The 24,043-nt window shown below is 64.8% G+C and carries 19 protein-coding genes; 11 read left to right on the plus strand and 8 right to left on the minus strand.

Annotated features, from left to right (window positions below; all coding sequences use genetic code 11):
• The first annotated feature begins 367 nt into the window (after positions 1-367).
• Positions 368-1,972, plus strand: coding sequence for an OpgD/OpgG family glucan biosynthesis protein (locus tag ACVOLQ_RS19005; protein ID WP_481528966.1), 1,605 nt, complete (start codon positions 368-370; stop codon positions 1,970-1,972).
• A 56-nt stretch (positions 1,973-2,028) separates the two neighbouring features.
• On the opposite strand, the gene ACVOLQ_RS19010 is transcribed toward ACVOLQ_RS19005, so the two are convergent.
• Positions 2,029-2,742, minus strand: coding sequence for an SEL1-like repeat protein (locus tag ACVOLQ_RS19010; protein ID WP_313172807.1), 714 nt, complete (start codon positions 2,740-2,742; stop codon positions 2,029-2,031).
• Between the two features lie 57 nt (positions 2,743-2,799).
• Entirely contained in the window at positions 2,800-3,420 is a 621-nt protein-coding gene (locus ACVOLQ_RS19015) for a thymidine kinase (protein WP_313172806.1), read from the minus strand.
• Positions 3,421-3,559: 139 nt separating this feature from the next.
• Here ACVOLQ_RS19015 and ACVOLQ_RS19020 point away from each other — a divergent pair, with 139 nt between their 5' ends.
• A complete protein-coding gene (locus tag ACVOLQ_RS19020; RefSeq protein WP_282272288.1) occupies positions 3,560-5,542 on the plus strand; it encodes a UvrD-helicase domain-containing protein in 1,983 nt (660 codons plus the stop codon).
• Positions 5,543-6,012: 470 nt separating this feature from the next.
• Positions 6,013-6,531, plus strand: coding sequence for a GNAT family N-acetyltransferase (locus tag ACVOLQ_RS19025; protein WP_481528954.1), 519 nt, complete (start codon positions 6,013-6,015; stop codon positions 6,529-6,531).
• A gap of 115 nt (positions 6,532-6,646) precedes the next feature.
• Here the strand turns inward: ACVOLQ_RS19025 and ACVOLQ_RS19030 are convergent, their stop codons facing one another.
• Positions 6,647-7,312 (minus strand): YceH family protein, encoded by a 666-nt coding sequence (locus tag ACVOLQ_RS19030; RefSeq protein ID WP_481528955.1) that lies wholly within the window; start codon positions 7,310-7,312, stop codon positions 6,647-6,649.
• A 195-nt stretch (positions 7,313-7,507) separates the two neighbouring features.
• Between ACVOLQ_RS19030 and ACVOLQ_RS19035 the strand changes: the two genes are divergently transcribed.
• The 4 genes from ACVOLQ_RS19035 to plsB all read left to right on the plus strand — a co-directional run bounded on the left by ACVOLQ_RS19035 (position 7,508) and on the right by plsB (position 13,082).
• On the plus strand, positions 7,508-8,410 hold the full coding sequence (locus tag ACVOLQ_RS19035) for a 5'-nucleotidase, lipoprotein e(P4) family (RefSeq protein WP_481528956.1): 903 nt from the start codon (positions 7,508-7,510) through the stop codon (positions 8,408-8,410).
• Complete coding sequence (gene pyrF, locus ACVOLQ_RS19040; RefSeq protein WP_481528957.1) at positions 8,407-9,126, plus strand: orotidine-5'-phosphate decarboxylase; 720 nt, start codon at positions 8,407-8,409, stop codon at positions 9,124-9,126. Before ACVOLQ_RS19035 ends, pyrF begins: the two co-directional genes overlap by 4 nt.
• 363 nt (positions 9,127-9,489) lie before the next feature.
• Positions 9,490-10,452, plus strand: a complete 963-nt coding sequence (locus ACVOLQ_RS19045) for a hypothetical protein (RefSeq protein ID WP_313172801.1) — start codon at positions 9,490-9,492, stop codon at positions 10,450-10,452.
• Positions 10,452-13,082: a glycerol-3-phosphate 1-O-acyltransferase PlsB gene (plsB, locus tag ACVOLQ_RS19050; protein WP_481528958.1), complete on the plus strand. Its 2,631-nt coding sequence runs from the start codon at positions 10,452-10,454 to the stop codon at positions 13,080-13,082. Before ACVOLQ_RS19045 ends, plsB begins: the two co-directional genes overlap by 1 nt.
• A 503-nt stretch (positions 13,083-13,585) precedes the next feature.
• Here the strand turns inward: plsB and ACVOLQ_RS19055 are convergent.
• The gene (locus tag ACVOLQ_RS19055; RefSeq protein ID WP_313172799.1) at positions 13,586-14,197 is read right to left on the minus strand and encodes a hypothetical protein; all 612 of its coding nucleotides are present in this window, start codon (positions 14,195-14,197) and stop codon (positions 13,586-13,588) included.
• Between the two features lie 143 nt (positions 14,198-14,340).
• Positions 14,341-14,706, minus strand: coding sequence for a hypothetical protein (locus tag ACVOLQ_RS19060; protein ID WP_481528959.1), 366 nt, complete (start codon positions 14,704-14,706; stop codon positions 14,341-14,343).
• A gap of 353 nt (positions 14,707-15,059) precedes the next feature.
• Between ACVOLQ_RS19060 and ACVOLQ_RS19065 the strand changes: the two genes are divergently transcribed.
• Complete coding sequence (locus tag ACVOLQ_RS19065; RefSeq protein WP_481528960.1) at positions 15,060-16,247, plus strand: PAS domain-containing protein; 1,188 nt, start codon at positions 15,060-15,062, stop codon at positions 16,245-16,247.
• 218 nt (positions 16,248-16,465) lie between these two features.
• Here the strand turns inward: ACVOLQ_RS19065 and ACVOLQ_RS19070 are convergent, their stop codons facing one another.
• The 3 genes from ACVOLQ_RS19070 to ACVOLQ_RS19080 are packed head-to-tail and all read right to left on the minus strand — an operon-like array spanning position 16,466 to position 20,702.
• Positions 16,466-16,672, minus strand: coding sequence for a YdcH family protein (locus tag ACVOLQ_RS19070; RefSeq protein ID WP_313172796.1), 207 nt, complete (start codon positions 16,670-16,672; stop codon positions 16,466-16,468).
• Between the two features lie 17 nt (positions 16,673-16,689).
• Positions 16,690-18,159, minus strand: a complete 1,470-nt coding sequence (locus ACVOLQ_RS19075; protein WP_481528961.1) for a CehA/McbA family metallohydrolase — start codon at positions 18,157-18,159, stop codon at positions 16,690-16,692.
• The gene (locus ACVOLQ_RS19080; RefSeq protein WP_481528962.1) at positions 18,159-20,702 is read right to left on the minus strand and encodes a TonB-dependent receptor; all 2,544 of its coding nucleotides are present in this window, start codon (positions 20,700-20,702) and stop codon (positions 18,159-18,161) included. Before ACVOLQ_RS19080 ends, ACVOLQ_RS19075 begins: the two co-directional genes overlap by 1 nt.
• A 129-nt stretch (positions 20,703-20,831) precedes the next feature.
• On the opposite strand from ACVOLQ_RS19080, the gene ttcA reads away from it, so the two are divergent.
• The 3 genes from ttcA to ACVOLQ_RS19095 all read left to right on the plus strand — a co-directional run bounded on the left by ttcA (position 20,832) and on the right by ACVOLQ_RS19095 (position 23,660).
• Positions 20,832-21,761, plus strand: a complete 930-nt coding sequence (gene ttcA / locus ACVOLQ_RS19085) for a tRNA 2-thiocytidine(32) synthetase TtcA (RefSeq protein WP_481528963.1) — start codon at positions 20,832-20,834, stop codon at positions 21,759-21,761.
• A 145-nt stretch (positions 21,762-21,906) separates the two neighbouring features.
• Positions 21,907-22,815, plus strand: coding sequence for a recombination-associated protein RdgC (locus ACVOLQ_RS19090; protein ID WP_481528964.1), 909 nt, complete (start codon positions 21,907-21,909; stop codon positions 22,813-22,815).
• A gap of 53 nt (positions 22,816-22,868) precedes the next feature.
• Positions 22,869-23,660, plus strand: coding sequence for a M48 family metallopeptidase (locus ACVOLQ_RS19095; protein WP_481528965.1), 792 nt, complete (start codon positions 22,869-22,871; stop codon positions 23,658-23,660).
• Positions 23,661-24,043: the final 383 nt, after the last annotated feature.

Below are 24,043 nucleotides of genomic sequence, written 5' to 3' on the forward strand. Positions count from 1 at the left end.
GGTCTGGGGGGGGCGCCGCCACCCCCACCGGCGCGGGCCCCCCAGCGCGCGCCCCCCCCCGGGCCCGCCCGCCCCACCCCCTCCACCGCCGCCCCCCCGCGCCCCCCCCCACTACCTGCATCTGCTCCCTCCCTTTGCCGCAGGCAAGGGGAGGGTTGGGGAGGGGTGCGCTGTTGGCGGGGTGATGCCGCGTTGGTTTCTGGGGCCTGCACTGCTGCTGGTGGTTGACCGGGAAGGCCCCTGCCGAGCATGGCTCGGCACTAAAGGTCAGGTTGGCTGAAGCGGATGTTCATCCGCTGAGCGTCCTGGGCTGTCGATTCACGTAATTGCGCCTACCATGCTGCGGTCCCCTATCGGCCTGCCTTTCATGCAACGACGCGACTTCCTGCGCAACGCCGCTGCCGCCCTGGCGGCCTTCGGTCTCCCCGCTTTCAGCGCCTGCGCGGCCGGGAAACCGGCGCAGCTGGGCCTGCGCCGCCTGGGCCAGCCGCAGCCTTTCGATTTCGCCACGCTCAAGGGCCAGGCCCGCGCGCTGGCACAGGCACCCTACAAGAGCCACAAACGCACCCTGCCGGGCGCGCTGGAGAAGCTGGACTGGGACCAGTACCAGTCCATCAGTTATCGGCAGGACCATGCGCTGTGGGCGGACCAGCCCGGCAAGTTCCAGGCCAAGTTCTTCCACCTCGGCCTGTACTTCCATTCGCCAGTGCGCATGTTCGACGTGGTCGACGGCAAGGCGCAGGAACTGGCCTATGACGGTGCGGCTTTCAACTACGGCAAGAGCGGCATCCACGATGGCGAGTTGCCGGCTGACCTGGGCTTTGCCGGCTTCCGCCTCAATACCCGCAGCGATACCGACCGTGACTTCGCTGCCTTCCTCGGCGCCAGCTATTTCCGCGCGGTAGGCAAGGAAGGCCAGTACGGGCAGTCGGCGCGTGGCCTGGCGATCGATACCGGCATGGGCCGCCCGGAAGAGTTTCCGGATTTCATCGCCTATTACCTGGAACAGCCAGCCGCTGATTCGGACACCCTCGTCGTCTATGGTTTGCTGGATTCGCCCAGCGTTGCCGGTGCCTATCGTTTCGCCATCACCAATGGTGACGTGCTGTTGATGGACATCGACAGCGCGTTGTACCCGCGCAAGGAAATCGAGCGGCTCGGCATCGCACCTTGCACCAGCATGTACCAGGTCGGCGAGAACGACCGTCGCATGGATTGGGACTGGCGCCCGGAGATCCACGACACCGACGGCTTGTCGATGTGGAACGGCGCCGGTGAGTGGATCTGGCGACCGCTGTGCAATCCGGCCAACCTGCGTTTCAACATGTTCGTGGACAACAACCCGCGCGGCTTCGGCCTGCTGCAGCGTGACCGCAACTTCGACCATTACCAGGACGACGGCGTGTTCTACGAGAAGCGCCCCTGCCTGTGGATCGAACCCAAGGGGCAATGGGGCGAGGGCTCGGTGCAGCTGGTGGAGATCCCCACCGTTGATGAAACCTTCGACAACATCGTTGCCTTCTGGAACCCCAAGGCCAAGCCGCAGCCGGGCCAGGAGTTGCTGGTGGGCTATCGCCTGTACTGGGGCGCCGAGCCGCCGGCGCGCCCGCCGCTCGCCCACTGCGTGGCCAGCCGCACCGGCCTGGGCGGCATCATCGGCAAGAAACGTGAGTATTTCTCGTGGCGCTTCGCGGTGGATTTCGAAGGCGGCGAACTCGCCAGCCTGATCGACAAGGCCGAAGTGGAAGCCGTGGTGGAAACCAGCCGTGGCCGCGTGGAAGTGGTATCGGCGCGGCCGCTGCGCGAGATCAAGGGCTACCGCGCGATGTTCGACCTGGTGCCGCCAGACGGCAGCACCGATCAGATTGATGTGCGGCTATACCTGCGCAGCGGTGGCAAGACGTTGACCGAAACCTGGTTGTACCAGTACACGCCGCCGGCAGCCGGTGCGCCGGAGCGGACGTTGTATTGATTGCAAGCGAGGCTGCGTTGACACCGGGGCGGTTTTGATCCCGCCCCGGGTCGAAATCAAGGTTTGTCGGTGGCTGCGGGAATGCTCATCGCGGGCTTGCCCACTTCCACCGTGCCACGGCGGATCTTCATCCAGGTTGCGTCCTGCCACTTCTGGTAGAGATCGGGATCCCAGTATTTCTTGTCATACATCCGGTCAGCCTTGATGGTGCGCTCCATCCCGCCGTCGTTGTAGACGATATCGACATTGTTCGACATAGAGCCGGTACGGCTGCCTGTCATTGCGCGCAGGCCGCGTGTCAGGACCGCCGCGATGCGCGGTTTGGCCACTGCATCACCATACTCGGCGGCGAGCTGTCGGGCTTGGGCACGTGCTGCATCCTGTTGTTCCAGCGGAAGCGCTGCCCAATACTGGTCCCTCAGCTCGACGAACAAGGGGTATCCGCGTTCGGCAGCGACATCCATCCATGCAAACGCCATGACCCGATCTGCAGGACGTTCCACGCCGAACCAGTACATTTCGGCCAGGTAGCCCTGCGCCGGCTTATCCGCATAGCGCGCGGAAAGCCGGAAGTTTTCCATCGCGCTATCCACTTCACCGCGATGCAGTGCGTTTACCCCCCACTGCCGGTACATCATGTCCGGATGACCATCCAGGAATCCGGCGTTGAGCAAGGGCCCGTCTTCCTGTGGCGGTGTTTCGGCGGCGACAGCGGGCAGACACAGTGGCAACAGCAGGATGATCAATAAATAGCGGAACATGGTGGGCATCATTCTTCCTTGGAGATGGTCGCAGCCTAGGGGGCACAGGGGCTAATGTAAATTGGCCTACAACGGCAACGGCGCCTGCATCGGATCAATCCGCCCCTCACCGCGGGTGATCTTCTTGAACTCGGCGCGGCTCACCGACACATAGCGGTCGTTGCCGCCGATCTCCACCTGCGGGCCGTCGTGCACGGCGAAGCCGTTTTCGTCCACGCGCACGGTCATCGTCGCCTTCTTGCCGCTGTGGCAGATGGTCTTGATCTCCTGCATCTCGTCGGCCCAGGCCAGCAGGTATTGGCTGCCCTCGAACAGCTCGCCACGGAAGTCGGTGCGCAGGCCGTAGCACAGCACCGGGATGCGCAGCTGGTCGACCACCTCGGACAGCTGCCACACTTGCGACTTGCTCAGGAACTGCGCCTCGTCCACCAGCACGCAACCGAGCTTGCCGTGGGCGGCAATGTCCTGCTTTATGAGCGCCTCCAGGTCAGTATCACGCTCGAAAGTGGTGGCTTCGGCCTGCAGACCGATCCGCGAGGCGACCACGCCGGTGCCGGCGCGGTGGTCCAGGTGCGGGGTGAGCAGGGCCACCCGCATGCCGCGCTCGCGGTAGTTGTGCGCGGACTGCAGCAGGGTGGTGGTCTTGCCGGCGTTCATCGCCGAATAGTAGAAATAGAGCTTGGCCATTGAATCAGGAACCAGGGGATAGGGACCAGGAACCAGTGAAAGCAACATCGGATCCCGAGGGGTGACAGAATACCCCGGTGTCGGCATCGCGCCCCCCGTCCGGTCTCGTTTCTCACTTCCATTCACTCGTTTCTAGATGCTGGATTCCCTCAACCCCCCCCAACGCGCGGCGGCTGTGCACGCCGAAGGTCCTCTGCTGGTGCTGGCTGGTGCCGGCAGCGGAAAGACGCGTGTGATCGTCGAAAAAATTGCCCATCTGATCGGCATTGGCCGCTACAGCGCCCGCCGCATCGCCGCGATCACCTTCACCAACAAGTCGGCCAAGGAAATGCGCGAGCGTGTGGCCAAACGCCTGCGCGCCGAGGACGCGGCCGAAGTCACCATCTGCACCTTCCATGCCCTGGGCCTGAAGTTCCTGCAGATCGAACATGAACAGGTGGGGCTGAAGCGCAACTTCTCCATCTTCGATGCCGACGACGCCGGCGCGCAGATCAAGGATCTGCTGGGCGGCAGCAATGCCAAGCCCGACGACATCGAGGACATGAAGAACCTGATCTCGCGGGCCAAGAACTCCGGGTTGTCGCCCGAGCAGGCGATGGCGGCGGCACGCAGCAACCGCGAGAAGGACGCGGCGATGGTCTACGAGCTGTACCAGACCCGCCTGACCTCGTTCAATGCGGTGGATTTCGATGACCTGATCCGCCTGCCGGTGCAGGTGCTGGAAGAGCACCCGGATATCGCCCTGGCCTGGCGCGAGCGCATCGGCTATCTGTTGGTCGACGAATGCCAGGACACCAACGACGCCCAGTACCGCCTGCTCAAGCAGCTGGCCGGGCCCGCTGGCAACTTCACCTGCGTGGGCGACGACGACCAGTCGATCTATGCCTGGCGTGGCGCCAATCCCGAGAACCTGCAGCAGATGGGCGTGGATTACCCCAAGCTGCAGATCATCAAGCTGGAACAGAATTACCGCTGCTCCAACCGCGTGCTGCGCGCGGCCAATGCGCTGATCGCGCACAACCCGCACGAGCATCTGAAAACGTTGTGGTCCGACCAGGCCGACGGCGAGCGCATCCGCGTGTGGGAGTGCCGCAACAGTGAACACGAAGCGGAAAAGGTGGCCGCGGAAATCCATTTCCTGGCGACCAGTCGCAAGATTCCGTGGAGTGATTTCTGCATCCTGTTCCGCGGCAATTTCCAGTCGCGGCCGCTGGAAAAAGCGATGCAGCTGGTCGGTGTGCCGTATCACCTCAACGGTGGCACGGTGTTCCTTGAACGGCAGGAGGTGAAGGACACGCTGGCCTGGTTGCGCTTGATCGTGAACCCGGACGACGACACGGCTTTCATGCGCGCGGTGCAGTCGCCCAAGCGTGATGTCGGCGCCAGCACGCTGGCCAAGTTGGCGGAGCTGGCTTCCGAGAAAGACATCCCGATGGCGCAGGCGGCCGAGAGCATGGGCGCGTTGGCCCAGCTCACCCCGCGTGCGGCCAACAGCCTGAGCAAGTTCACCGACATCCTGCGCGCGCTGCGGCTGGACATGCGGCAGATGAGTTCGGGCGACCTGGTGCGGCGCGTGGCCAAGGATTCGGGCATGTTGGCCGAGCTGCGTCACGCAGCCAAGGACACCGCCGGCTATGAGCGTCGCGCCAACAACCTGGAAGAACTGGCCTCGTGGTTCGAGAGCGGTCCACGCGGCGCCAGCGCCGCCGACATGGCCGCGCAGTTGGCGCTGATCTCGCGCAACGACAAGGATGACGGCGGCAACCAGGTGCGGATGATGACGCTGCACGCGTCCAAGGGCCTGGAGTTTCCGTATGTGTTCATCGTTGGCTGCGAGGACGGCGTGCTGCCGCACCAGGTCAGCCTGGATGAAGGCAACCTGCAGGAAGAGCGGCGTTTGCTGTACGTGGGCATCACCCGCGCCAAGATCCAGTTGTGGATGAGCTTCAGTCGCTTGACCCGCAAGTTTGGCGAGCATATCCGGCTCAAGCCCAGTCGATTCTTCGATGAGATTCCGGCCGGCGAGATCCAGCGCGATGGTGCCGACCCGGTAGCCGATGCCGCGCACAAGCAGGAGCGCGCCAAGGCAGGATTGGCGGCGATCCAGGCGCTGTTTGATTGATGCTTGTCTCCTCCCCTTTGGCGTAGCCAAGGGGGAGGCTGGGAGGGGGTAGCTTTTGGCCTCGGTCTTGCGCTTTGATTGGGCTCAGCGCAAACAGCCCCTCAGCCCTTTCCGAGCAAAAGGGGCGCTGGTAGTGCCGAGCCATGCTCGGCAGAGGCTCTACCAGCAAAAACCAGAAGCACCCCTCCCCAACCCTCCCCTCTGCTACGCAGAAGGGAGGGGGCACGGCTTGGCTCCTCCCCTTTGGCGAAGCCAAGGGGAAGGCTTGGAGGGGGTAGCTTTTGGCCTCGGTCTTGCGCTTTGATTGGCGCCTAGCGCAAACAGCCCCTCAGCCCTTCCTGAGCAAAAAAGGGGCGCTGGTAGTGCCGAGCCATGCTCGGCAGGGGCTCTACCAGCAAAAACCAAAAGCACCCCTCCCCAACCCTCCCCTCTGCTACGCAGAAGGGAGGGGGCCAAAGCCGAGCACCTATATGTCCTTGATCCAAACCGAACGCCTGCAACTGCGGCTGCTGCGCGACGACGACGGCGATGCTGCCGGCATGTTGCAGCTGCTCAACGAGCCCGGTTTCCACGAGTTCATCGGCGACCGCGGCGTGCGCACACTGGAGCAGGCGCGCGACTACGTGCGCAATCACACCTTTGGCAGTTATGCCGCGAACGGCTTCGGCATGTATGCGATCGAACGCCGCAGCGATGGCGCCTGGCTGGGCAACGCCGGACTGGTGCGACGCGATGGCCTGCCCTGCGCGGATGTCGGTTATGCCCTGCTGGCTGCGTACACCGGCCAGGGCTATGCGCTGGAAGCGGTGCAAGGCGTGCTGGCTTATGCGCGCGGCACGCTACGCCTGGGCGAACTGCGTGCGGTGGTCTCGCCGGGCAACGCCCGTTCGGTGGCGCTGCTTGAAAAGGCCGGCTTCCGCGATGACGGCACCGTGGTGCTGCCCGGCAAGGATGAACAACTGCTGCTGTTCGTCAATACGCCCGCCTGAGCCCGTAGCCCGGGTAAGCGCAGCGCACCCGGGGAGCTGGGATATCAGCGATCTACGGCTTTCTGGCAACGGCCCCGGGTGCGCTGCGCTTACCCGGGCTACGGCCAGCGTCGGCTCAGCCGCCCAGTTGCTGCTGCAATGCGGCCAGTTGCTCCTGTAACGCGGCGACGATGGCTTCCAGCTGTTCCACACGACCTTCCAGTGCGCTGTTGCCGGCAGCGGCAGCAGCGCCAGCCGGTGCCCGGTACTGCGCGGCCAAGGCCTCCACATCCACCGCACCACACAGCAGGTGCATGTAGCGGTCTTCGCGCTGCCCGGCGGCACGCGGCAGCTGCACGACCAGGCCGCGTTGCTGCATGCGCTCCAGTTGGTGACGCAGGTCGGCGGAGTCGGCGAACTTGGCCATGCGCTCGCTGCGGATGGCCAGCTCACCGGCGGTCTGCGGGCCGCGCAGCAGCAACAGGCCGAGCAGGGCCACCTGCTGGCGCGGCAGGTCCAGCTTGAGGCCGGTTAGGTGCTCGTAGCGCTCGGCGCGCGAGGAGAAATGCTGGCGGGCCAGGCCCATGGCTTCCAGTTGGCGCAGCGCGTACTGCACCTTGCCGGCTTCCAGGTTCATCACCGGCTCGCGTGCGGTCTTCTGGTTGGCGGCCACCTGGGCGGCGTTGACCGTGAGCGGATAGGTGTCCGGGGTGGTGGCCTCCTTCTCGATCAGGCAGCCCAGCACGCGTGCCTGGTCGGCAACGAGAACGGGCAAATCGGGGGTCTGGCTGGCGTCGGTCACGGTCCGGGCTCCGGTCTTGCTAGGGGGCGCAAGCATAGCTGAGAGCTGAAACCGGGGCTAAAACCGGGGTCAGAGTGGGGTTTCGTTCTGAAACCCCACTCTGACCCCGGTTTTAGCCCCGGTTTTGACCCGGCAAGGCGGGCAAAGCGGGGAGCCGGTAAACTTGCCCGGTTTTCGAAGATCCCGGTAGTTTCCATGTCCCGATTCCCTGCCCTTACCCTGCTGGCCGGCGCCCTGCTGTCGCTGGCCGCCTGCAGCACCACCGCGCCGCAGCGCCACGTTTCGCCGGCCCCGGCCGATGCGGTCGTGGCCCCGGCCAATGCGCCCAACGACAACCTCAATGCCGTGCTGTGGGTGCAGCGTTCGCAGGAATACCGGGCCAGCGCGCTGCAGACCTGGAAGCTGGCCGGCGCGCAGCTGGATGCGGCCCTGGCCGATGGCCGCTGGACCGCGCTGCTGCCGGAAGAGGGCGGCAACCATCAGTCGGCGACCCTGAAGCCGGCTGTGGTGGTGGACGTGGACGAAACCGTGCTCGACAACTCGCCCTACCAGGCGCGCCTGGTGAGTGAGGGCACCAGCTACAACGACGCCACCTGGGAAGCCTGGGTGGACGAGCAGAAGGCGCAGCCGGTGCCGGGCGCGGTGCAGTTCGCACAGGTCGCTGCGGCCAAGGGCGTGACCATGATCTACATCAGCAACCGCACCGCGGCGATGAAGGACGCCACCATCGCCAACCTGCGCAAGGTCGGCTTCCCGGTCGCCGATGACAGCGTCTATCTGGGCCTGGGCACGCCGGTGCCGGGCTGCAAGGAGCACGGCAGCGAGAAGGGCTGCCGCCGTCAGCTGGTGGCGCAGCAGTACCGCGTGCTGATGCAGGTGGGCGACCAGTTCACCGACTTCCTGCAGGTCGAGGACAACAGCCTGGCCGCGCGCGACCTGCTGCTGGACAAGTACCAGGGCTGGATCGGCTCGCGCTGGTGGATCCTGCCCAACCCCACCTACGGTGGCTGGGAAGGGGCGGCCATCAACAACGCCTGGTCGCTGCCGGCCGATCTGCGCAATGGCGCCAAGCGCGAAGCCCTGGAGCTGGCCCGATGAACCGTGCACCGTTGCCGCTGCGCAATGACGAGCGCCTGATCTTCGCCCTGGACGTGCCCGGCAAGGCCGAGGCCCTGGAATGGGTGGACAAGCTCGGCGACGCCGTGTCGTTCTACAAGATCGGCATGGAACTGCTGGCCTCGGGTGAATACTTCGACGTGCTGGACGCGGTGGCCAAGCGCGACAAGCGCGTGTTCGTCGACCTGAAGTTCTTCGACATTCCGGCCACCATTGCCGGCGTCATCCGCCGCCTGTCGCAGTGGCCGGTGAGCTACTGCACCATCCATGGCTGGCATCCCGGCATGATGGAAGCGGCCGCTGCTGCGAACAGTTCGGAGATGCGCCTGCTGGCGGTGACCGTGCTGACCTCGATGGGGCGGCCGGACCTGGCCCAGATGGGCATCGACCGTGAACCCGTCGACGTGGTGGTGGAGCGCGCGCTGGCCGCGCAGCGCGCCGGCATCGACGGCGTGATCGCCTCGGGCCAGGAAGCTGCGCCCATCCGCGCGGCAACCGGTCAGGGTTTCTCCATCGTCTGCCCCGGCATCCGCCCCGGTGGCCCGGTGGGTGACGACCAGCAGCGCACGGTCGGCGTGGCCCAGGCCTTTGCCGACGGTGCCGATGCCATCGTGGTCGGCCGGCCGATCCGCCTGGCCGCCGATCCGCGTGCCACGGCGCTGGCTATTCAGCGTGAAATCGCCGAGTCAATTAAATAAAATCAATCACTTATATGGTTGTTTATAAAGTGTTGCTTTAACTGAACCGGACGCGTAGGCTACGTTCCGTCCGGCTCTGCCGGCGATGCGTCAAACATGTCTACCGGCTTCGCGCCGGCTTGAGGGGTCTGTCACCGGCAACGGGGCGGCCTCTTTTTTTATGCCCGGATCTGGGCATCGGGGCTGGGGATTCGCAGTGGGCAACAGTGCTCGTCGCTTTGGGGGAGTGGAAATCCTGCCGTCCGCCTTTATCCAATCTCCAATCCCGACTCCCAAATCGCCGCTCCACCGTGACGGCCGTGCTTGCTGCTGTCACCGGGCAGGCATCAAGATGCTCGGCCTACGGGGAGGATAGCCGCCGCCATGCAACGCCGTTCACTACGCAGCTGCCACCGCATCGTTCTGGCTTCGGTCTGCCTTGTAGCCCTTTTGGCCGCCTGCAAGCGCAACACCGAGCCCTTGCCGGGCGCCGCCACCGAGCCGGCTGCGGCGGTGCGGCAATTGGCCCAGCACCTGCGCAACAACGACCTGGTCGGTTACGCCCGCGCTGCCGTGCCCCCTGCCCAATATGCCGAGCTCGAAGCCGCCTGGGCCCAGGGCCATAGCCGTTGGCCGCTGACCGAGCTGCCGCTGGACGAAAAGCTGCCCGCGCTGCTCGCCACGCTGTCGGAGAAGGACGCCGAACGCAGCCTGCAGCGCGCCTTCAAGGCACAGCTGGAAGGGCAGACCGCCGCCGTGCGGCAGGCCGCGCATTCGCTGGGTCTGTTCGGCGTGCAGTACATCAGCCACCAAGGTGACTACAACGCGGCCGAACGTGCGCATTACGTGCAGCTTGTCACCGCGCTCAGCGACTGGGCACAGGCTGCGCCATTGTCCGATCCGAAGCTGGCCCAGACCTCGATCGCCACCCTCACTGCCGCTGCGCGTGCGACCGGTCTGGCTGGCGATCAGGCCTTCCAGCAGGCCGGGATGACCGGCAGCCTGCAGAAACTCGGGCCGTTCGCCGCGGCCAGCAAGCAGGTGCTGGCCGCCTACGGGCTGAAGCTGGATGAAAGCGTGGAACAGATGCGTACCGGCCTGGTGTCGCAGGACGGCGACCGCGCCACCGTGCGTGTGCAGTACCCGCTGGCGGGCAAGGAACTGGACCTTGAGGTGGCCCTGGTAAGGCGCGACAAGCGCTGGTACCTGGCGCGCACCCTGGGCGACGTGGACGCCGTGCTGGCGGCCGCACGCACCGCTGAGCAGGCCAAGGCCGATGCCTTGCAGGCGGCCGACGTCCCAGATCCGGAAACACCGGACAACGCCGCAGCGGCGGCTAAGCCATAATGGCGCCGATGTCGAAACAGAAATCCCAGCCCGACCAGGGTGAACTGCTGCCGCCGGACGACGCCAACGCGCCGCCCGCCACTCCTGCTGCCATTGTGCCGGGCGCCTCTGCGCGACCAACACCGGCGGCCCGTGCCGCGCGTCGCCCGTGGTGGGCGCGCCTGCTGGGCAAGCTGATCGAGCCCTGGCTGGGCCTGAAGATCGAGCCGGAGCAGGCTGGCCAGCACAATGATGGCCGCCCGGTGGTGTACGTGCTGGAGGACTACGGTCTGTCCAATGCGCTGATCCTGGACAAGGCCTGCCGTGATGCCGGCCTGCCGTCGCCGCTGGTGCCGCTGGCCGGTGACCCGACCGGGCGCAAGCGCGCCTACGTGGCGCTGTCGCGGCGTTCCAGCAACAGCGCGCTGATCCCCGAGCAGCGCGGCGCCAAGACCCATTCCGATTCGCTGGCCAAGCTGCTGCAGGCGCACCGCGCCAACCCGGGCCTGGACGTGCACCTGGTGCCGGTGTCGATCTTCGTCGGCCGCGCCCCGGACAAGCAGAGCGGCTGGTTTGCGGTGCTGTTCTCGGAAAACTGGGCGCTGGTGGGCCGCTTCCGCCGCCTGCTGGCGATCCTGCTCAATGGCCGCGACACCATCGTCCGTTTCGCCCCGCCGGTCTCGCTGCGTGGCACCGTCGACGAGGGCCTGGAGCCGGAGCGCACCGTGCGCAAGCTGCAGCGCGTGCTGCGCACCCATTTCCGCCGCATCCGCGAATCGATCATCGGCCCGGACCTGTCGACTCGTCGCCTGCTGGTGGACAAGGTGCTGGAATCGGATTCGGTGCGCGAAGCCATCGCCGTGCAGGCCAAGCGCGACAACTCCAAGACTACCGAGGCCTGGAAGAAGGCGCAGGGCTATGCCTGGGAGATCGCCGCCGACTACTCCACCCCGGTGGTGCGTTCGGCCAGCTTCATGCTCAGCCACGTCTGGAACCGCATCTATGCCGGCGTGCTGGTGCATCACCTGGACAAGTTCAAGGAAGCGGCACCGGGCCACGAAATCATCTACGTGCCCAGCCACCGCAGCCACATGGACTACCTGCTGCTGAGCTACCTGCTCTACGACCGTGGCATCGTGCCGCCCCATATCGTGGCCGGCATCAACCTCAATCTGCCGGTGGTCGGCACCTTGCTGCGCAAGGGCGGTGCGTTCTTCATCCGCCGCTCGATCAAGGGCAATGCGCTGTATTCGGCGGTGCTCAGCGAGTACGTCGCGCAGCTGGTGGCGGGCGGCTATTCGATCGAGTACTTCGTCGAGGGCGGACGCTCGCGTACCGGTCGCCTGCTGCAGCCCAAGGGCGGCATGATCTCGATGACGCTGCGCGCCTTCCTGCGCCAGCCGCGCAAGCCGGTGTTGTTCCAGCCCATTTACGTCGGCTATGAAAAGCTGATGGAGGGCAACAGCTACCTGGACGAGCTCACTGGCCGGCCCAAGGAAAAGGAATCGATCTGGGCGCTGCTGTGGGGCATTCCCAAGGTGCTCAAGCAGAACTACGGCCAGGTGGTGGTGAACTTCGGCGAGCCGATCGCGCTCAACGATGTGCTGGCGAAAATGGCGCCCGAATGGGATGGGCAGCCGGTGCCCGAGGACGAGAAGCCGAGCTGGTTGTCCGGCACGGTCGACACGCTTGCCGAGCAGATCCAGGAACGCATCAACGCCGCCGCCGACGTCAACCCGATCAACCTGCTGGCGCTGGCATTGTTGTCCACGCCCAAGCACGCGATGGGCGAGGCCGACCTGATCGCGCAGATCGAACTGTGCAAGAAGCTGCTGGTGGAAATGCCGTATTCCGACCGGGTCACGGTCACCCCGCATTCGCCCGAGCGCATCATTGCCCACGCCGAGGAAATCAACGTTCTCACCCGCATCAAGCACCCGCTGGGCGATGTGCTCAGCGTCAGTGGCGACACCGCGGTGTTGTTGAGTTATTTCCGCAACAACGTGCTGCACCTGTTCACCGCATCGTCGTGGGTGGCCTGCTGCTTCCAGAACAATCGCCGCATGAGCCGTGGTGGCCTGCTGCGGCTGGGTCGCGGCCTGTATCCGTTCCTGCAGGCGGAGTTGTTTCTGCCCTGGACCGAGGACGAATTCGCCGCGCGCATCGACCAGACCATCGACGTCTTCGTGCGCGAAGGCCTGCTGCAACACGTGGGCGAAGACGATGGCGGAATGCTTGCGCGCAGCACCGGCCAGACCGATGAGGTGTTCCGTCTGCGTGCGATTGGCCATTCGCTGCAACAGGCATTCGAGCGCTATTACATCGCCATCTCGGTGTTGGTGAAGAACGGCCCGGGCACGCTCGGCGCTGGTGAACTGGAAAGCCTGTGTCAACAGGCCGCACAGCGCCTGAGCCTGCTGTACGCACCGGCCGCGCCGGAGTTCTTCGACAAGACCCTGTTCCGCGGCTTCATCCAGAAGATGCGTGAACTGCGCCTGGTCTGGCCGGACCAGAACAGCAAGCTGCTGTTCGACGAACGCCTGGATGCCTGGGCCAAGGACGCCAAGTTCATCCTCGGCCGCGAACTGCGCCACACCATCGAGCGTGTGAGCCCGGAAGCGGTGAAGCCGGAAGTGCCGCCAGCAGCTTGAGCGGCAACCCCGTAGAGCGGAGCCATGCTCCGCTGGGGCATGGCCGGAGTCCGCTGTCTTGTAGGAGCGGCGTAAGCCGCGATGCCACAACTCAATCAGGTTGCAGGCATGCCGGTGATTGCAACGCTGCCGGTTTCGCGGCTTAGCCGCTCCTGCAGCCCTGAAATTGTTTGCAAGGCCGCTTGCCGAGCATGGCTCGGCACTACCGCTGCTGCTCCCTCCCTTTGCCGCAGGCAAGGGGAGGGTTGGGGAGGGGTAGGTTCTGCTTCGCGGCTTGCGGCCTGGTGTACGGATGCTTTGCGGGTAACGCCCCTGCCGAGCATGGCTCGGCACTACCGCTTCTGCTCCCTCCCTTTGCCGCAGGCAAGGGGAGGGTTGGGGAGGGGTAGGTTCTGCTAAGCGGCTTGCGGCCCGGTGTACGGAAGCTTTGCGGGTAAAGCCCCTGCCGAGCGTGGCTCGGCACTACGCGTCGGTGAGGGGGCGGCGCGTAGAGCCCGCCGCGCTCAGCGGATTGATTTCAGTGATTCAAGGGTGTCCTGAATCATTTTTGTCTCGGCAGGGGTCTGCTCCGAAAGCGCTGGCATTCTTTGCAGTTGTTCCTTCAGGCTGGTCGCCAATGCCACCCTTGCCTTGGCGTTTTCCGCATCCGCGGTTGCTATCGACGTGGTCATCTGCAGTATCTGGTTGAAGAGCTCCAGGTACTCGGTTGAACTGAAGGCGTTGTTGAGAGAGGCCTCGCACAGGCGGAACATCGCGTCGCGTGCAAGAAGAACCGAATGATTCCTTCCCGCCAGTTCCATCGCGCTGGCTGACATGTCCATCTCAGTCCCGGCTTCCGCGCCTTTCGTCGCCTTGCCGCTGGCTTTCAGCTTGCTGGCCAGAACCAGGGCTACATCGGGTGAGGGCTCTGCACAGAAGCGGTACTTTCCTGCAGAGGTGGCAGGGATGATGATTGTTCCGCGACGAGAGGAATCATAGGTGAGCCAGGTGGACCCATCGTCGAGGGTTCGCTTGCTGGCGAGCGGGGTGAAATTCGCGCATCCGGCCGTTGCCAGAAGCAGTGCTGCAAGTCCTGCCCGGCCCACGCCGTTGAACGGCCGCTTGCTTGTGCTCATGCTCTCTCTCCGTTGTTGGTGCTGGAATGGGGGCGCGCATCAACCCGAGTGCGTCCGGTAGCTGACTGCATCAGCAAGTGGGTCCCGCCTTGGGTTCGGAGACTGCGCGCCTCAGCACAGGCCTGTAGCGGTAGTGGCGTGGGTTACGAACGCTCATAAACGGCTTGACCCGAGGTGTCGGTGGAGGTGCAGCGAAGGCGGGACGGCGACTGTTTCTCGCAGAGCAGATAGGTGGCTCCCTGCTTGTTCTTGAACTGGAGCGTCTCTCCGTCCTTGGAGAAGACAAGTGCTGTGGCCAATGTTCTGGGGTAGTTGTAGATGCTGTTGCCTACGCTGATCGCTATGCTTCCAGTCATCAACACCTGACCATCGAATTCGCTGAACTCAATGGCGTTGCGGCTCTCACCACTTGCCTCCTTCCATTTTCCCAGCCACCCGGACTGAGCGCTTGCAGGCAGTGCAGTTGCGGTCATCAGGAAGATTGCAGACAGGCGGCATGGCTTGTTCATGGTGATCTCTTGATTGGGACGCAAGCCGCGCTGTGATGCCGGTCCATGGACTTCGGCGCACCCATCACCCGGCGGGGCATGGCGAGTGCAGGGCCGAGCAAGACTGCGAAGGTATGCGTGCGTCTGCCCAAGGTTCCCCTGCCGCTTTCCCAGGCCTGTGGTTCGGGGGGTCTGACGGTGCAAGCCACGCAGCGCCCAGTCCACGACAGTTGACCGCAGCGGAAAAACCCAAAACACTCCCTGTCAGGGCTTGACAACCGGGGGATGGCCTTGAAGCGGGAGCGTCGATTCGTAGCGCGTCGGGGCATCGCCCCTCCCGCCGGCTGCCGGCGGAGTGCATGGGGGCTGCGTGGATGAGCATGGTTCGTGCCGGCACAGCCTCGATCGGAACACCGGCCCGCCGATCAGCCGCTGCAACGCAGCAGCGGGAGCGGCGTTTGGGCGAACTGCTCGAACCCCTGTATGCCGCGGTGCTGGATATCTCGGCGTTGCAGACCTTCAACCAACGCCTGGCCGAGATCACCGACAGCCACATCACCGGTGTGCTCATCCATGATGTTGCCGCCGGCAAGGGACAGGTCAGCCATGTCCATGGCGTGGATCATGCACGCATGGCTGGACTGCTGGCTGACCTGGACCTGCGCGAGGATCCGTGGATGAAGCGGGTGACACCGCAGTTGGCCATCGGCCGGGTGTTGAACACGGACGCATTCCTGGCCCGCAGCGAAGCACTGAACAATGGCTTCTACGACGCCTATTACCGGCAGCTGGATATCGTCCAGCAGGTGGCGTCGGTGGGCCTTTACGACGGCAGCAGTTCGGTGACGTTGTCGTTGTGCCACGGCGATATCCATCGTGCCTATGGCGAGGCGGAACTGGGGCTGATGCAGGCGCTCACGCCGCACTGGATCAATGCCTACGCGATGCTGCGGCGGATCAGCGGCCTGCAGCAGCAGGTAACCACGCTGGAGCAGGCGCTGGAGCATTCGCCGGTGGCGATGTTGATGCTGGGCAGGGACCTGCGTATCTGTCGCTGCAATGCCGCTGCCGAACGTTTGCTGGGAGGTGGCCTGTTGCGTCGCGAGGAGGGCCGGTTGAACGTGGCCGGCCGCGCGCGGGCGGGTGTACAGGGTTTGTTGCAGCGGGCATTGCGCGGCGACAGCCGCTTGTCCGGTGGCGATGTGGAAAAACTGATCGTGCATGACGGCGCGCAGCGTCCGCAACTGGTGCTGACCGCGCACCGGCTTGTGCAATGGTCGCCGCACGAGCAGGGCGCATTATTGGTGTTCGTGCGCGAGGTGGGGCGGGCTGCGGAATCGTTGGAGCCCATATTGCGAAAGTTGTTTGGGCTTACAGAAGCCGAATCGCGTTTGGCCCTGGCCCTGCATCGGCATGCTGATATTGGCGTCGCGGCGCAGGAATGTGGGGTTACCCAAGGCACGGCGTTGAGCCGGCTCAAAACCATTTATGACAAGACCGGGGAGCGGGGCCAGGTCAGCTTGGTGCGTTTGATTGCCGCGTTGGCCACGGTCAGTAGTTGATCCGTTGGACTGGCTTGCTGCAAGGCTTGCAGGAGCGGCGTAAACCGCGAAGCCGCTGCTCAATCAGGGGGCAGGCATGCCGGTGATCTCAATGCTGCCCGCTTCGCGGCTTGCCCCACTGCCACAATCCCGGCGGGGTTGATGGGTTGTAGTGGAAGGCCTCTGCCGAGCATGGCTCGGCACTACTGTTTGTTGGCGGGTTTTGCGTTGAGCTGCGCTCAGGCTGGCTCGTCCGGGATCAGCATGCTTTCCAGCTTGGTGATGCAGTCCTTGAGCTGCAGTTTGCGCTTCTTCAGGCGCTTGGCGTCCAGGTCGTCGTCGGGATTGGCGGCCAGCTTGGCGATACGTTCGTCCAGGCTGCGGTGCTCGGCCCGCAGCTCGGCGATGCGCTGGTTCAGCTCGTGGATTGGCGGCAGCTCGGACATGCCGCCAGCTTAGCCGGTCAGCGCGGCCAGTTCACGTATACCGGGTTGCCCAGTAGCAACAGGCTGCCATCGGCGTCGCGCGCGTCCACCCGCAGCCAATGCCGCTTGCCGTCCGAGCGCCAGCGCAGGCTGGCCTGCTGCACACCATTGGCGCCGGTCTCCACGCTGCTGGGATGGCGCTGGCCATCGACGATCAGCTCGATTCGCACCGGCCGCGGATAGTCCAGCTCGGCATGCAGGGTGGCCCATTGCCCGGCCGGCAATGCCAACTGCTGGCCCATCTCCGCGCGCTGCCCCGCATCACTCTGCAGCCACAGGTCCAGGCGACTGCCGGCGACATTGCGCACATCCACCACCACCCGGCCCTGCTTGAGCGCGGCAAGGATGGCGTTGCGCGACAGCGCCGGCGCATGCACCAGCGTGGCCGGCAGGCCGATCGGGGAGGGGCCATTGGCCGCACCCGGGTTGTGGCTGTCACTGCCACCGATGGCGGTCATGCGTCGACCTTGCTGCAGTTGCTTCTCCCAGAAGCCGACACCGGCGCGCGGGCCATCGGCCTGGCTGCCGTTGACCACTTCCACCGCCTGCACAGCCGCCATGTCCACCGGTGTGGCCGGGGTCCAGCCGCAGCCCATGCAGTCCTCGCCCGAGGGCAGTGCGGGGTGGTTGATCGAGAACACCGCGTCGCTGCGCTTGAGTTGGCCCAGCAGGCTGCTCCAGTCCGGCACCTGCTCGCCCAGCCGGAAGGGCAGCGGGCCGTTGACGCCGAAGACATTGGCATGGCCCTGGAAGGTGGTGACCTCCATGCCGGGGATCAGCAGCAACTGGTCGAACCACGGTTGGTGGCGCGCCACTTCCTCCAGGTGCGAGACCGTGTTGTGCTCGGTGAGGGCGACGAAATCCAGGCCCTGGCGTACCGCCGCCTGCAGGCTGAGGAACAAGGGGCAGGGCACCTTGCGGCCCTGCTGGCTGCTGCAGCTGCCGTCGCTGTGGGTGCTGTGCATGTGCAGGTCGCCGCGGTACCAGCCGGCGCTGTCACGCAACACCGGGCCGTTGCGGTCGCTGCCGGCGTCCACCTCTGCCTCGCTCCACAAGGTCACCTCCACCTTGTACGGCGTCTGCACCTTGGGGCGGATATTGGGGATGCCGAGCAGCACCTGCCATTTGCCGGCGGGAATTGCGCCTGGCAGGTAACCGCCGCTGGCGTCGTAGCGGGACACGTTGATCGACGAACGCGAACCGCCGCTCCAGCCACGGAAGCCGTTGGCATCGAGCAGGCCGAGGTCGATGACGGTGCGGTCCTGCGCGCCGTCATGGTGCAGGGTGACGGCGACGCGACCGGTGCCGGCCGGCACCTCGAACGGCAGCGCCAGGTAGCGCTGGTGGTCCTTGCCTTCCAGCGTGCCTTGCAGCTGCAGTACGTCGGCCGCCTGGGCGGTGGTGCTGGCGGCAAACGCCGCCAGCAATACGGGGAGCAAGCTACGCATCAGAAGCGGTACATCACGGCCATGCGGTAGTTGCGGCCCAGCAGCGGCCGCGCGATGAAGGCGCTGGCACCGGCATCGCTGCTGGACAGTTCACCGGCGCGCGGATTGCCTTCGGTCAGGCCCAGCGAGTTGGTGACGTTGTCGACGTAGCCGTAGACCGAGAAGCGATCGGTCAGCTCGTAACGCGCGCTGAGGTTGAGTACTTCGTAGGACGGCAGTCGCACCGAGTTGGCGGTATCCACATAGCGTTCACCCTGGTGCTCGGCGGCCGCCTGCAGGCGCAGGCGCTGATCGAGCAGGTTGATGCCGGCGACGAGGCGCCCGCCCAGCTCCGGCACACGGATCAGCTGGTTGCCGACGAAGTCGCGCAGCACCGGCGCGCCGTTGACCAGTTCGCTGTAACGCAGGTCGCGGTATTGTGCGTCCTGCCAGGTGGCGGTCAGGCGCAGGTCGAGCCAGTCGGTGGGGTACCACGCCGTTTCCAGCTCCACGCCGAAGGTGCGGGTGCTGGCATAGCCGGCCTCGCGGCTGGACACACCGGTGTTCGGGTTGAAGTTGTAGTTGCTGAAGCCGACGTTGTCGTACTTGGTGTAGAAGGCAGTCGCGTAGGCGCTGAACAGCGGGTTGGCGAACTTGAAGCCGATCTCGGCCAGATCCATCGTCTGCGTATCGGCAACCTTGCCGTTGGCGGCGGCGCAGGCAGCCACGGTTTCGGCCGAACTTGCGTCGCAGTTGTCGTTGCGGGTGATGTAGTTGCCCAGGCTGGGCAGGCGGAAGGCCGAGGTCCAGCGGCCGAACACGCCCATGCTGTCGTTGAACTGCCAGTTGGCACCGATCGACCAGCCCAGGTCGTCCGAGCTCAGGTCGTGGTTCACGTACATGCCCGAGCCGGTCAGCATCTGCGAGGTGGCCAGGGTGCCGCCGTTGACGCTGCGGCGAACCTCGTTCCAGCCACTGCTGCTGGCCTTTTCCCAGCGCAGGCCGCTGTCGATGCGCAACTGATCATTCACCTGCCACTCGTCGCTGACGTAGAAGGCATGCGTCTTCTGCTCGCCGGAGGCGTTGTTCCATTCGTAGCCGTAGCGCCACACACCGTTGTCGGTGAAGGTCTTCAGCACCTGGCCATTGGCGTCCAGCGCTACCAGCCCGAGCAGGCTGGCATTGTTGCTGGCGTCCATCAGCACCGAGGACGAATAGCGGCTGTAGTCTTCCTTGGTCGAGGCCATGTAATAGCCCAGGGTCAGGTTGTGCTGCTGGCCGCCGAGGTCGAAGCTGCGCATCAAACGGGTGTCGCTGACGAACTCACGCACCGGGATGTCCAGGCCGCGCAGGCCACCAATGACCAGCAGGCCGTTGCCGTTCTGGTTGGCGGTGTTGAACTCACCGCTGCCGTTGACGTAACGCAGGCCCAGCGAGGCGGCGCCGGGTACGCCGGCCAGCAGGCTCTTCTGCCCATCGAGGAAGGTGGCAGCCGGGGTCAGCGAGTTCGGGAACACGCCGTTGCGGATGGTGTCGGTCTTGCTGAAGCGCGCCGACTGCGCCAGCTCCCAGCCGGCACCCAGTTCGGTTTCCAGTTTCAGCGTGAGCTGGTCACGTTTGACGTGGGTGCCTTCGCTGTTGTCGAAGTCCCAGCCACGGCCATCGGCGGTCTTCATCGACAGATGGCGCGTCTCCGGACCGGCCAGGGTGCCGTGATTGCCGTCAAAGCCGGGTACTGCGCGGATGTCGCCGTTGCCGTTGGTGTACATGGGGATGCCCAGGTACAGGGCGACGCGGTCGTCCATGTGCTTGGCATCGATGCTGAAGCGCCCGCCTTCGAACTCCTTGGCCAGGTTCAGGCGGAACTGGCCGCCTTCGTTGCCGTTGAAGCCGGGATCGCGGACGCCGTCCTCGACCCGGTAGAAGCCGCCGAGCAGCAGCTTCCAGCCATTGGCCAAGGGGCTGCCATAGGCGAAGTCCATGCGGTTCAGGCCGCTGTCGCCGACGGTGTACTTGAACACGCCGCTGGCTTCGTCGCCGACCTGTCGCGGGATGAAGTTGATCGCACCGGCCGGCGCGTTGGAGTACATCACCGATGCCGGACCACCACGCACCACTTCAATACGCTCGATGGTTTCATCCAGGCGGAAGGCCTGGTCGCCGTTGAGATAGCCCAGCGCGGGGTCGTGCACCACCGGAATACCGTCTTCCAGCAGGGTCACCGAGCCGAAGCCGTCGACCGGGATGCCGCGCGCGCGGATGTTGCCGCTGGCCTCGCCGCCGGACGCCTCCACCCAGAAGCCGGGCACCGACTTCAGCGCCTCGGTGACGCTGGTCGGCGCCTGCATGCGCAGTTGTTCTTCCTCGATATTGGTTACCGAATAGCTGGTTTCCACCTTGGTACGCACACCGGTGCCGCTGCGGCCGGTGACGATGACGGTATCCAGGTCCTTGGCCACGGCGGGTGCGGGTGTGGCGGCATCCTGGGCCAGTGCGGCGGCCGGAGCCAGAGCGGAAAGCAGGAGCGCGTGACAGACAGCAGAAGCAAGACGGGTAGGGAGCACGATGGAGTCAACAACTGAACAGGGAGTCAGAAATGCTGTCATCGCGTGGTGACGCCGGTATTACGCTTTTGTGCAACGCTGCTGCAGCCGACGCTGTGGAGGCGCGTCCCAGCCGGTAGAATGCCCGGGATGAGCGCTGTCATTTCCCTGCCCGATCCCGCCCCGCGGGCCCGTGATCCGCACGTGGCCGAACGTGAACACCAGAAACTCGGCAAACGCCTGCGTCACCAGGTAGGCCAGGCCATTGCCGACTTCGGCATGATCGAGGCCGGCGACAAGGTGATGGTCTGCCTGTCCGGCGGCAAGGACAGCTATACCTTGCTGGACATCCTGTTGCAGCTGCAGAAGAAGGCGCCGGTGCCGTTCGAGCTGGTGGCGGTGAACCTGGACCAGAAGCAGCCGGGTTTCCCCGAGCATGTGCTGCCGGAATACCTGGCGTCGGTGGGCGTGCCGTACCACATCATCGAACAGGACACGTATTCGGTGGTCAGCCGGGTGATTCCGGAAGGCAAGACCATGTGCTCGCTGTGCTCGCGCATGCGCCGTGGCTCGCTGTACACCTATGCCGAAGCCAATGGTTTCACCAAGATCGCGCTGGGCCACCACCGCGATGACATGGTGGCTACCTTCTTCATGAACCTGTTCCACCATTCCAAGATTTCCGGCATGCCGCCGAAGCTGCGCAGCGACGACGGCAAGCATGTGGTGATCCGCCCGCTGGCCTATGTGCGCGAAGCGGACATCATCGATTACGCCAATACCCGCCAGTTCCCGATCATTCCGTGCAATCTGTGCGGCAGTCAGGAAAACCTGCAGCGCAAGCAGATCGGCCTGATGATGAAACAGTGGGAGAAGGACACGCCTGGCCGCATCGAACAGATCTCGCGCGCGCTGGGTGATATCCGCCCCTCGCAACTGGCCGACCCCAAGCTGTTCGACTTCATGGCGCTGGGTCGTCGTGAAGACGCGCCGCAGTCTGATGCGCAGGCGTGGCTGGATGGCAGCGACAAGCAGCAGGATCAAGCAGCCCTTCTCCCGCCGGGAGAAGGCTTGGGATGAGGGCAGGCAGTGCTACGGTGGTTTGAAACCAGGCACCGCGCATCACCCTCTTCCGCCCCCGGCTCCACGGGGGCACGCTCTTCGGAGCAGCTTCTCCAGCGACGAGAAGCAAGCCCCTGAACCATGAATACGAAATAGGACATCCATGTTTTTCAAGAACCTCACGCTGTTCCGTTTCCCTACCTCCATTGATTTCTCCGACGTCGACACGCTGCTGCCGCAGGTGGTGCTCAAGCCGGTCGGCGCGCTGGAAATGACCTCGCGCGGTTTCATCTCGCCGTTTGGTCGTGAAGAAAAGACCCAGTTCTCGCACCGCATCGGCGATGCGCTGTGGCTGACCGTCGGCGGTGAAGACAAGATCCTGCCCAGCGTGGTGGTCAACGATCTGCTGCAGCGCAAGCTGGAAGAGATCGAAGAGAAGGAAGGTCGCAAGCCCGGTGGACGTGAGCGCAAGCGCCTGAAGGACGACCTGTTGCATGAGCTGCTGCCGCGCGCCTTCGTCAAGAGCTCGCGCACCGATGCCTTCCTCGATCTGCAGCACGGTTACGTCGCCGTCGACAGTTCCAGCCGCAAGACCGGCGAGAACGTGATGAGTGACATCCGCGGCATGCTCGGCAGCTTCCCGGCAATGCCGTTGAACGCCGAAGTCGCACCGCGCGCCATCCTGACCGCGTGGATCGCCGGCGAACCGCTGCCCGAAGGCCTGAGCCTGGGCGAAGAATGCGAGATGAAGGACCCGGCCGAAGGTGGCGCGGTGGTCAAGTGCCAGCATCAGGAACTGCGCTGCGACGAGATCGACAAGCACCTGGACGCCGGCAAGCAGGTCACCAAGCTGGCGCTGGTGTTCGAGGACAACTTGTCCTTCGTGCTCGGCGACGACCTGATCGTGCGCAAGCTGAAGTTCCTCGATGGTGCGCTGGACCAGCTCGAGCACATCGACGAGGAAGGCCGCCGCGCCGAACTGGATGCCCGCTTCGCCCTGCAGAGTGGTGAAATCCGCCGACTGTTCCTGTTGTTGGAGCAGGCATTCAAGCTGAGCAAGGCTGATAGCTGAACCCGTTGCTGGCCTACCCGGTTTCGTAACCGGGTAGGGACTATGCTGGGACCATGGTTAGTCTGCTTCGCCGTCTGATGACCCCCGCCGCGCCGGTGATCCAGCGCGACACGGTGCGCCTGCGTCTGGACGATGCCGAGATCGAAGTGCTGCGCGTGCGTGATCCGCGTGCACGCCGGCTCAAACTCAGCGTGGACGAACGCGGTGCACGGCTGACCCTGCCGCTGCGGGCAAGCCTGGTTTCCGGCGAACGTTTCCTGCAGGCAAACCGGCAATGGTTGCAGCAACAGTTGGCGCGGTTGGGTGGTGATGGTTTGCTCGCGCCAGCACTGCGTCTGCGTGAGCCCGGCGTGCTGCCGTTGCGCGGCGAACTGTTGCCGGTGCAGTGGCAGGAAGGACGGTTTACCCGCATCGAGGCGGATGCCGATGGAGTGACGATCCAGTTGCCGGCGCGTGCAGGGGAGCCCGCCTTGCGGCGCGCGCTGCGCGAATTCTACGAAGTGCAGGTGCGTGCTGATGTCGGCCAGTGGCTGCCGCGTTATCTGCCGGGCCTGGCACGGGCGCCGTCACGGCTGCGGCCCAAGGTGATGTCCTCGCAATGGGGATCACTGGCGCCGGATGGCTCGATGGCGCTGGATCTGGCCTTGGTATTGGCGCGGCCATCGGCGTTTGAATACGTATTGGTGCACGAGCTGTGTCATCTGCTGCAGGCCAACCACTCGCCGGCGTTCTGGGCGGAAGTGGAAGCGCGTTTTCCTGCGTGGCGCGATGAACGTGATTACCTGCGCGAGGAAGGCCGCAGGTTGAAGAGCACCTTGCATCAGCTGCTGCGGACGCAGGGCTGAGGGCAAAGCCAAAGCAGGCCACTGTAGTGCCGAGCCATGCTCGGCAAGGGCCTTACCGGCAAGATCAGAGGCGTCCCCTCATCCCAACCCTCGCTCCGCGCCCCGGCCCTTGCGCTGGCGCAAGGGCGTTCGATGGGCAGCGAACCTGTGGTTGGCAAGCTGCCCCTCTCACCCCGCAAGCGGGAGAAGGAGCAAAGGCCACTGTAGTGCCGAGCCATGCTCGGCAGGGGCCTTACCCGGCAAGATCAAAAGCGTCCCCTCATCCCAACCCTTCTCCCGCAAGCGGGAGAAGGGCTAAAGAACTAGCCAAAAGCCAAAAGCCAAAAGCCAAAAGCCAAAAGCCAAAAGCCAAAAGCCAAAAGCCAAAAGCCAAAAGCCAAAAG

It is taken from the genome of Stenotrophomonas sp. STEN031, from assembly GCF_056759975.1.

Excerpts from the sequence above, each read along its gene's own strand:
- ACVOLQ_RS19005 (WP_481528966.1), top strand. The coding sequence starts at position 368 with ATGCAACGACGCGACTTCCTGCGCAACGCCGCTGCCGCCCTGGCGGCC.
- ACVOLQ_RS19010 (WP_313172807.1), bottom strand. The coding sequence starts at position 2,742 with ATGCCCACCATGTTCCGCTATTTATTGATCATCCTGCTGTTGCCACTG.
- ACVOLQ_RS19015 (WP_313172806.1), bottom strand. The coding sequence starts at position 3,420 with ATGGCCAAGCTCTATTTCTACTATTCGGCGATGAACGCCGGCAAGACC.
- ACVOLQ_RS19025 (WP_481528954.1), top strand. The coding sequence starts at position 6,013 with ATGTCCTTGATCCAAACCGAACGCCTGCAACTGCGGCTGCTGCGCGAC.
- ACVOLQ_RS19035 (WP_481528956.1), top strand. The coding sequence starts at position 7,508 with ATGTCCCGATTCCCTGCCCTTACCCTGCTGGCCGGCGCCCTGCTGTCG.
- pyrF (WP_481528957.1), top strand. The coding sequence starts at position 8,407 with ATGAACCGTGCACCGTTGCCGCTGCGCAATGACGAGCGCCTGATCTTC.
- ACVOLQ_RS19045 (WP_313172801.1), top strand. The coding sequence starts at position 9,490 with ATGCAACGCCGTTCACTACGCAGCTGCCACCGCATCGTTCTGGCTTCG.
- plsB (WP_481528958.1), top strand. The coding sequence starts at position 10,452 with ATGGCGCCGATGTCGAAACAGAAATCCCAGCCCGACCAGGGTGAACTG.
- ACVOLQ_RS19055 (WP_313172799.1), bottom strand. The coding sequence starts at position 14,197 with ATGAGCACAAGCAAGCGGCCGTTCAACGGCGTGGGCCGGGCAGGACTT.
- ACVOLQ_RS19060 (WP_481528959.1), bottom strand. The coding sequence starts at position 14,706 with ATGAACAAGCCATGCCGCCTGTCTGCAATCTTCCTGATGACCGCAACT.
- ACVOLQ_RS19065 (WP_481528960.1), top strand. The coding sequence starts at position 15,060 with ATGAGCATGGTTCGTGCCGGCACAGCCTCGATCGGAACACCGGCCCGC.
- ACVOLQ_RS19070 (WP_313172796.1), bottom strand. The coding sequence starts at position 16,672 with ATGTCCGAGCTGCCGCCAATCCACGAGCTGAACCAGCGCATCGCCGAG.
- ACVOLQ_RS19075 (WP_481528961.1), bottom strand. The coding sequence starts at position 18,159 with ATGCGTAGCTTGCTCCCCGTATTGCTGGCGGCGTTTGCCGCCAGCACC.
- ttcA (WP_481528963.1), top strand. The coding sequence starts at position 20,832 with ATGAGCGCTGTCATTTCCCTGCCCGATCCCGCCCCGCGGGCCCGTGAT.
- ACVOLQ_RS19090 (WP_481528964.1), top strand. The coding sequence starts at position 21,907 with ATGTTTTTCAAGAACCTCACGCTGTTCCGTTTCCCTACCTCCATTGAT.
- ACVOLQ_RS19095 (WP_481528965.1), top strand. The coding sequence starts at position 22,869 with ATGGTTAGTCTGCTTCGCCGTCTGATGACCCCCGCCGCGCCGGTGATC.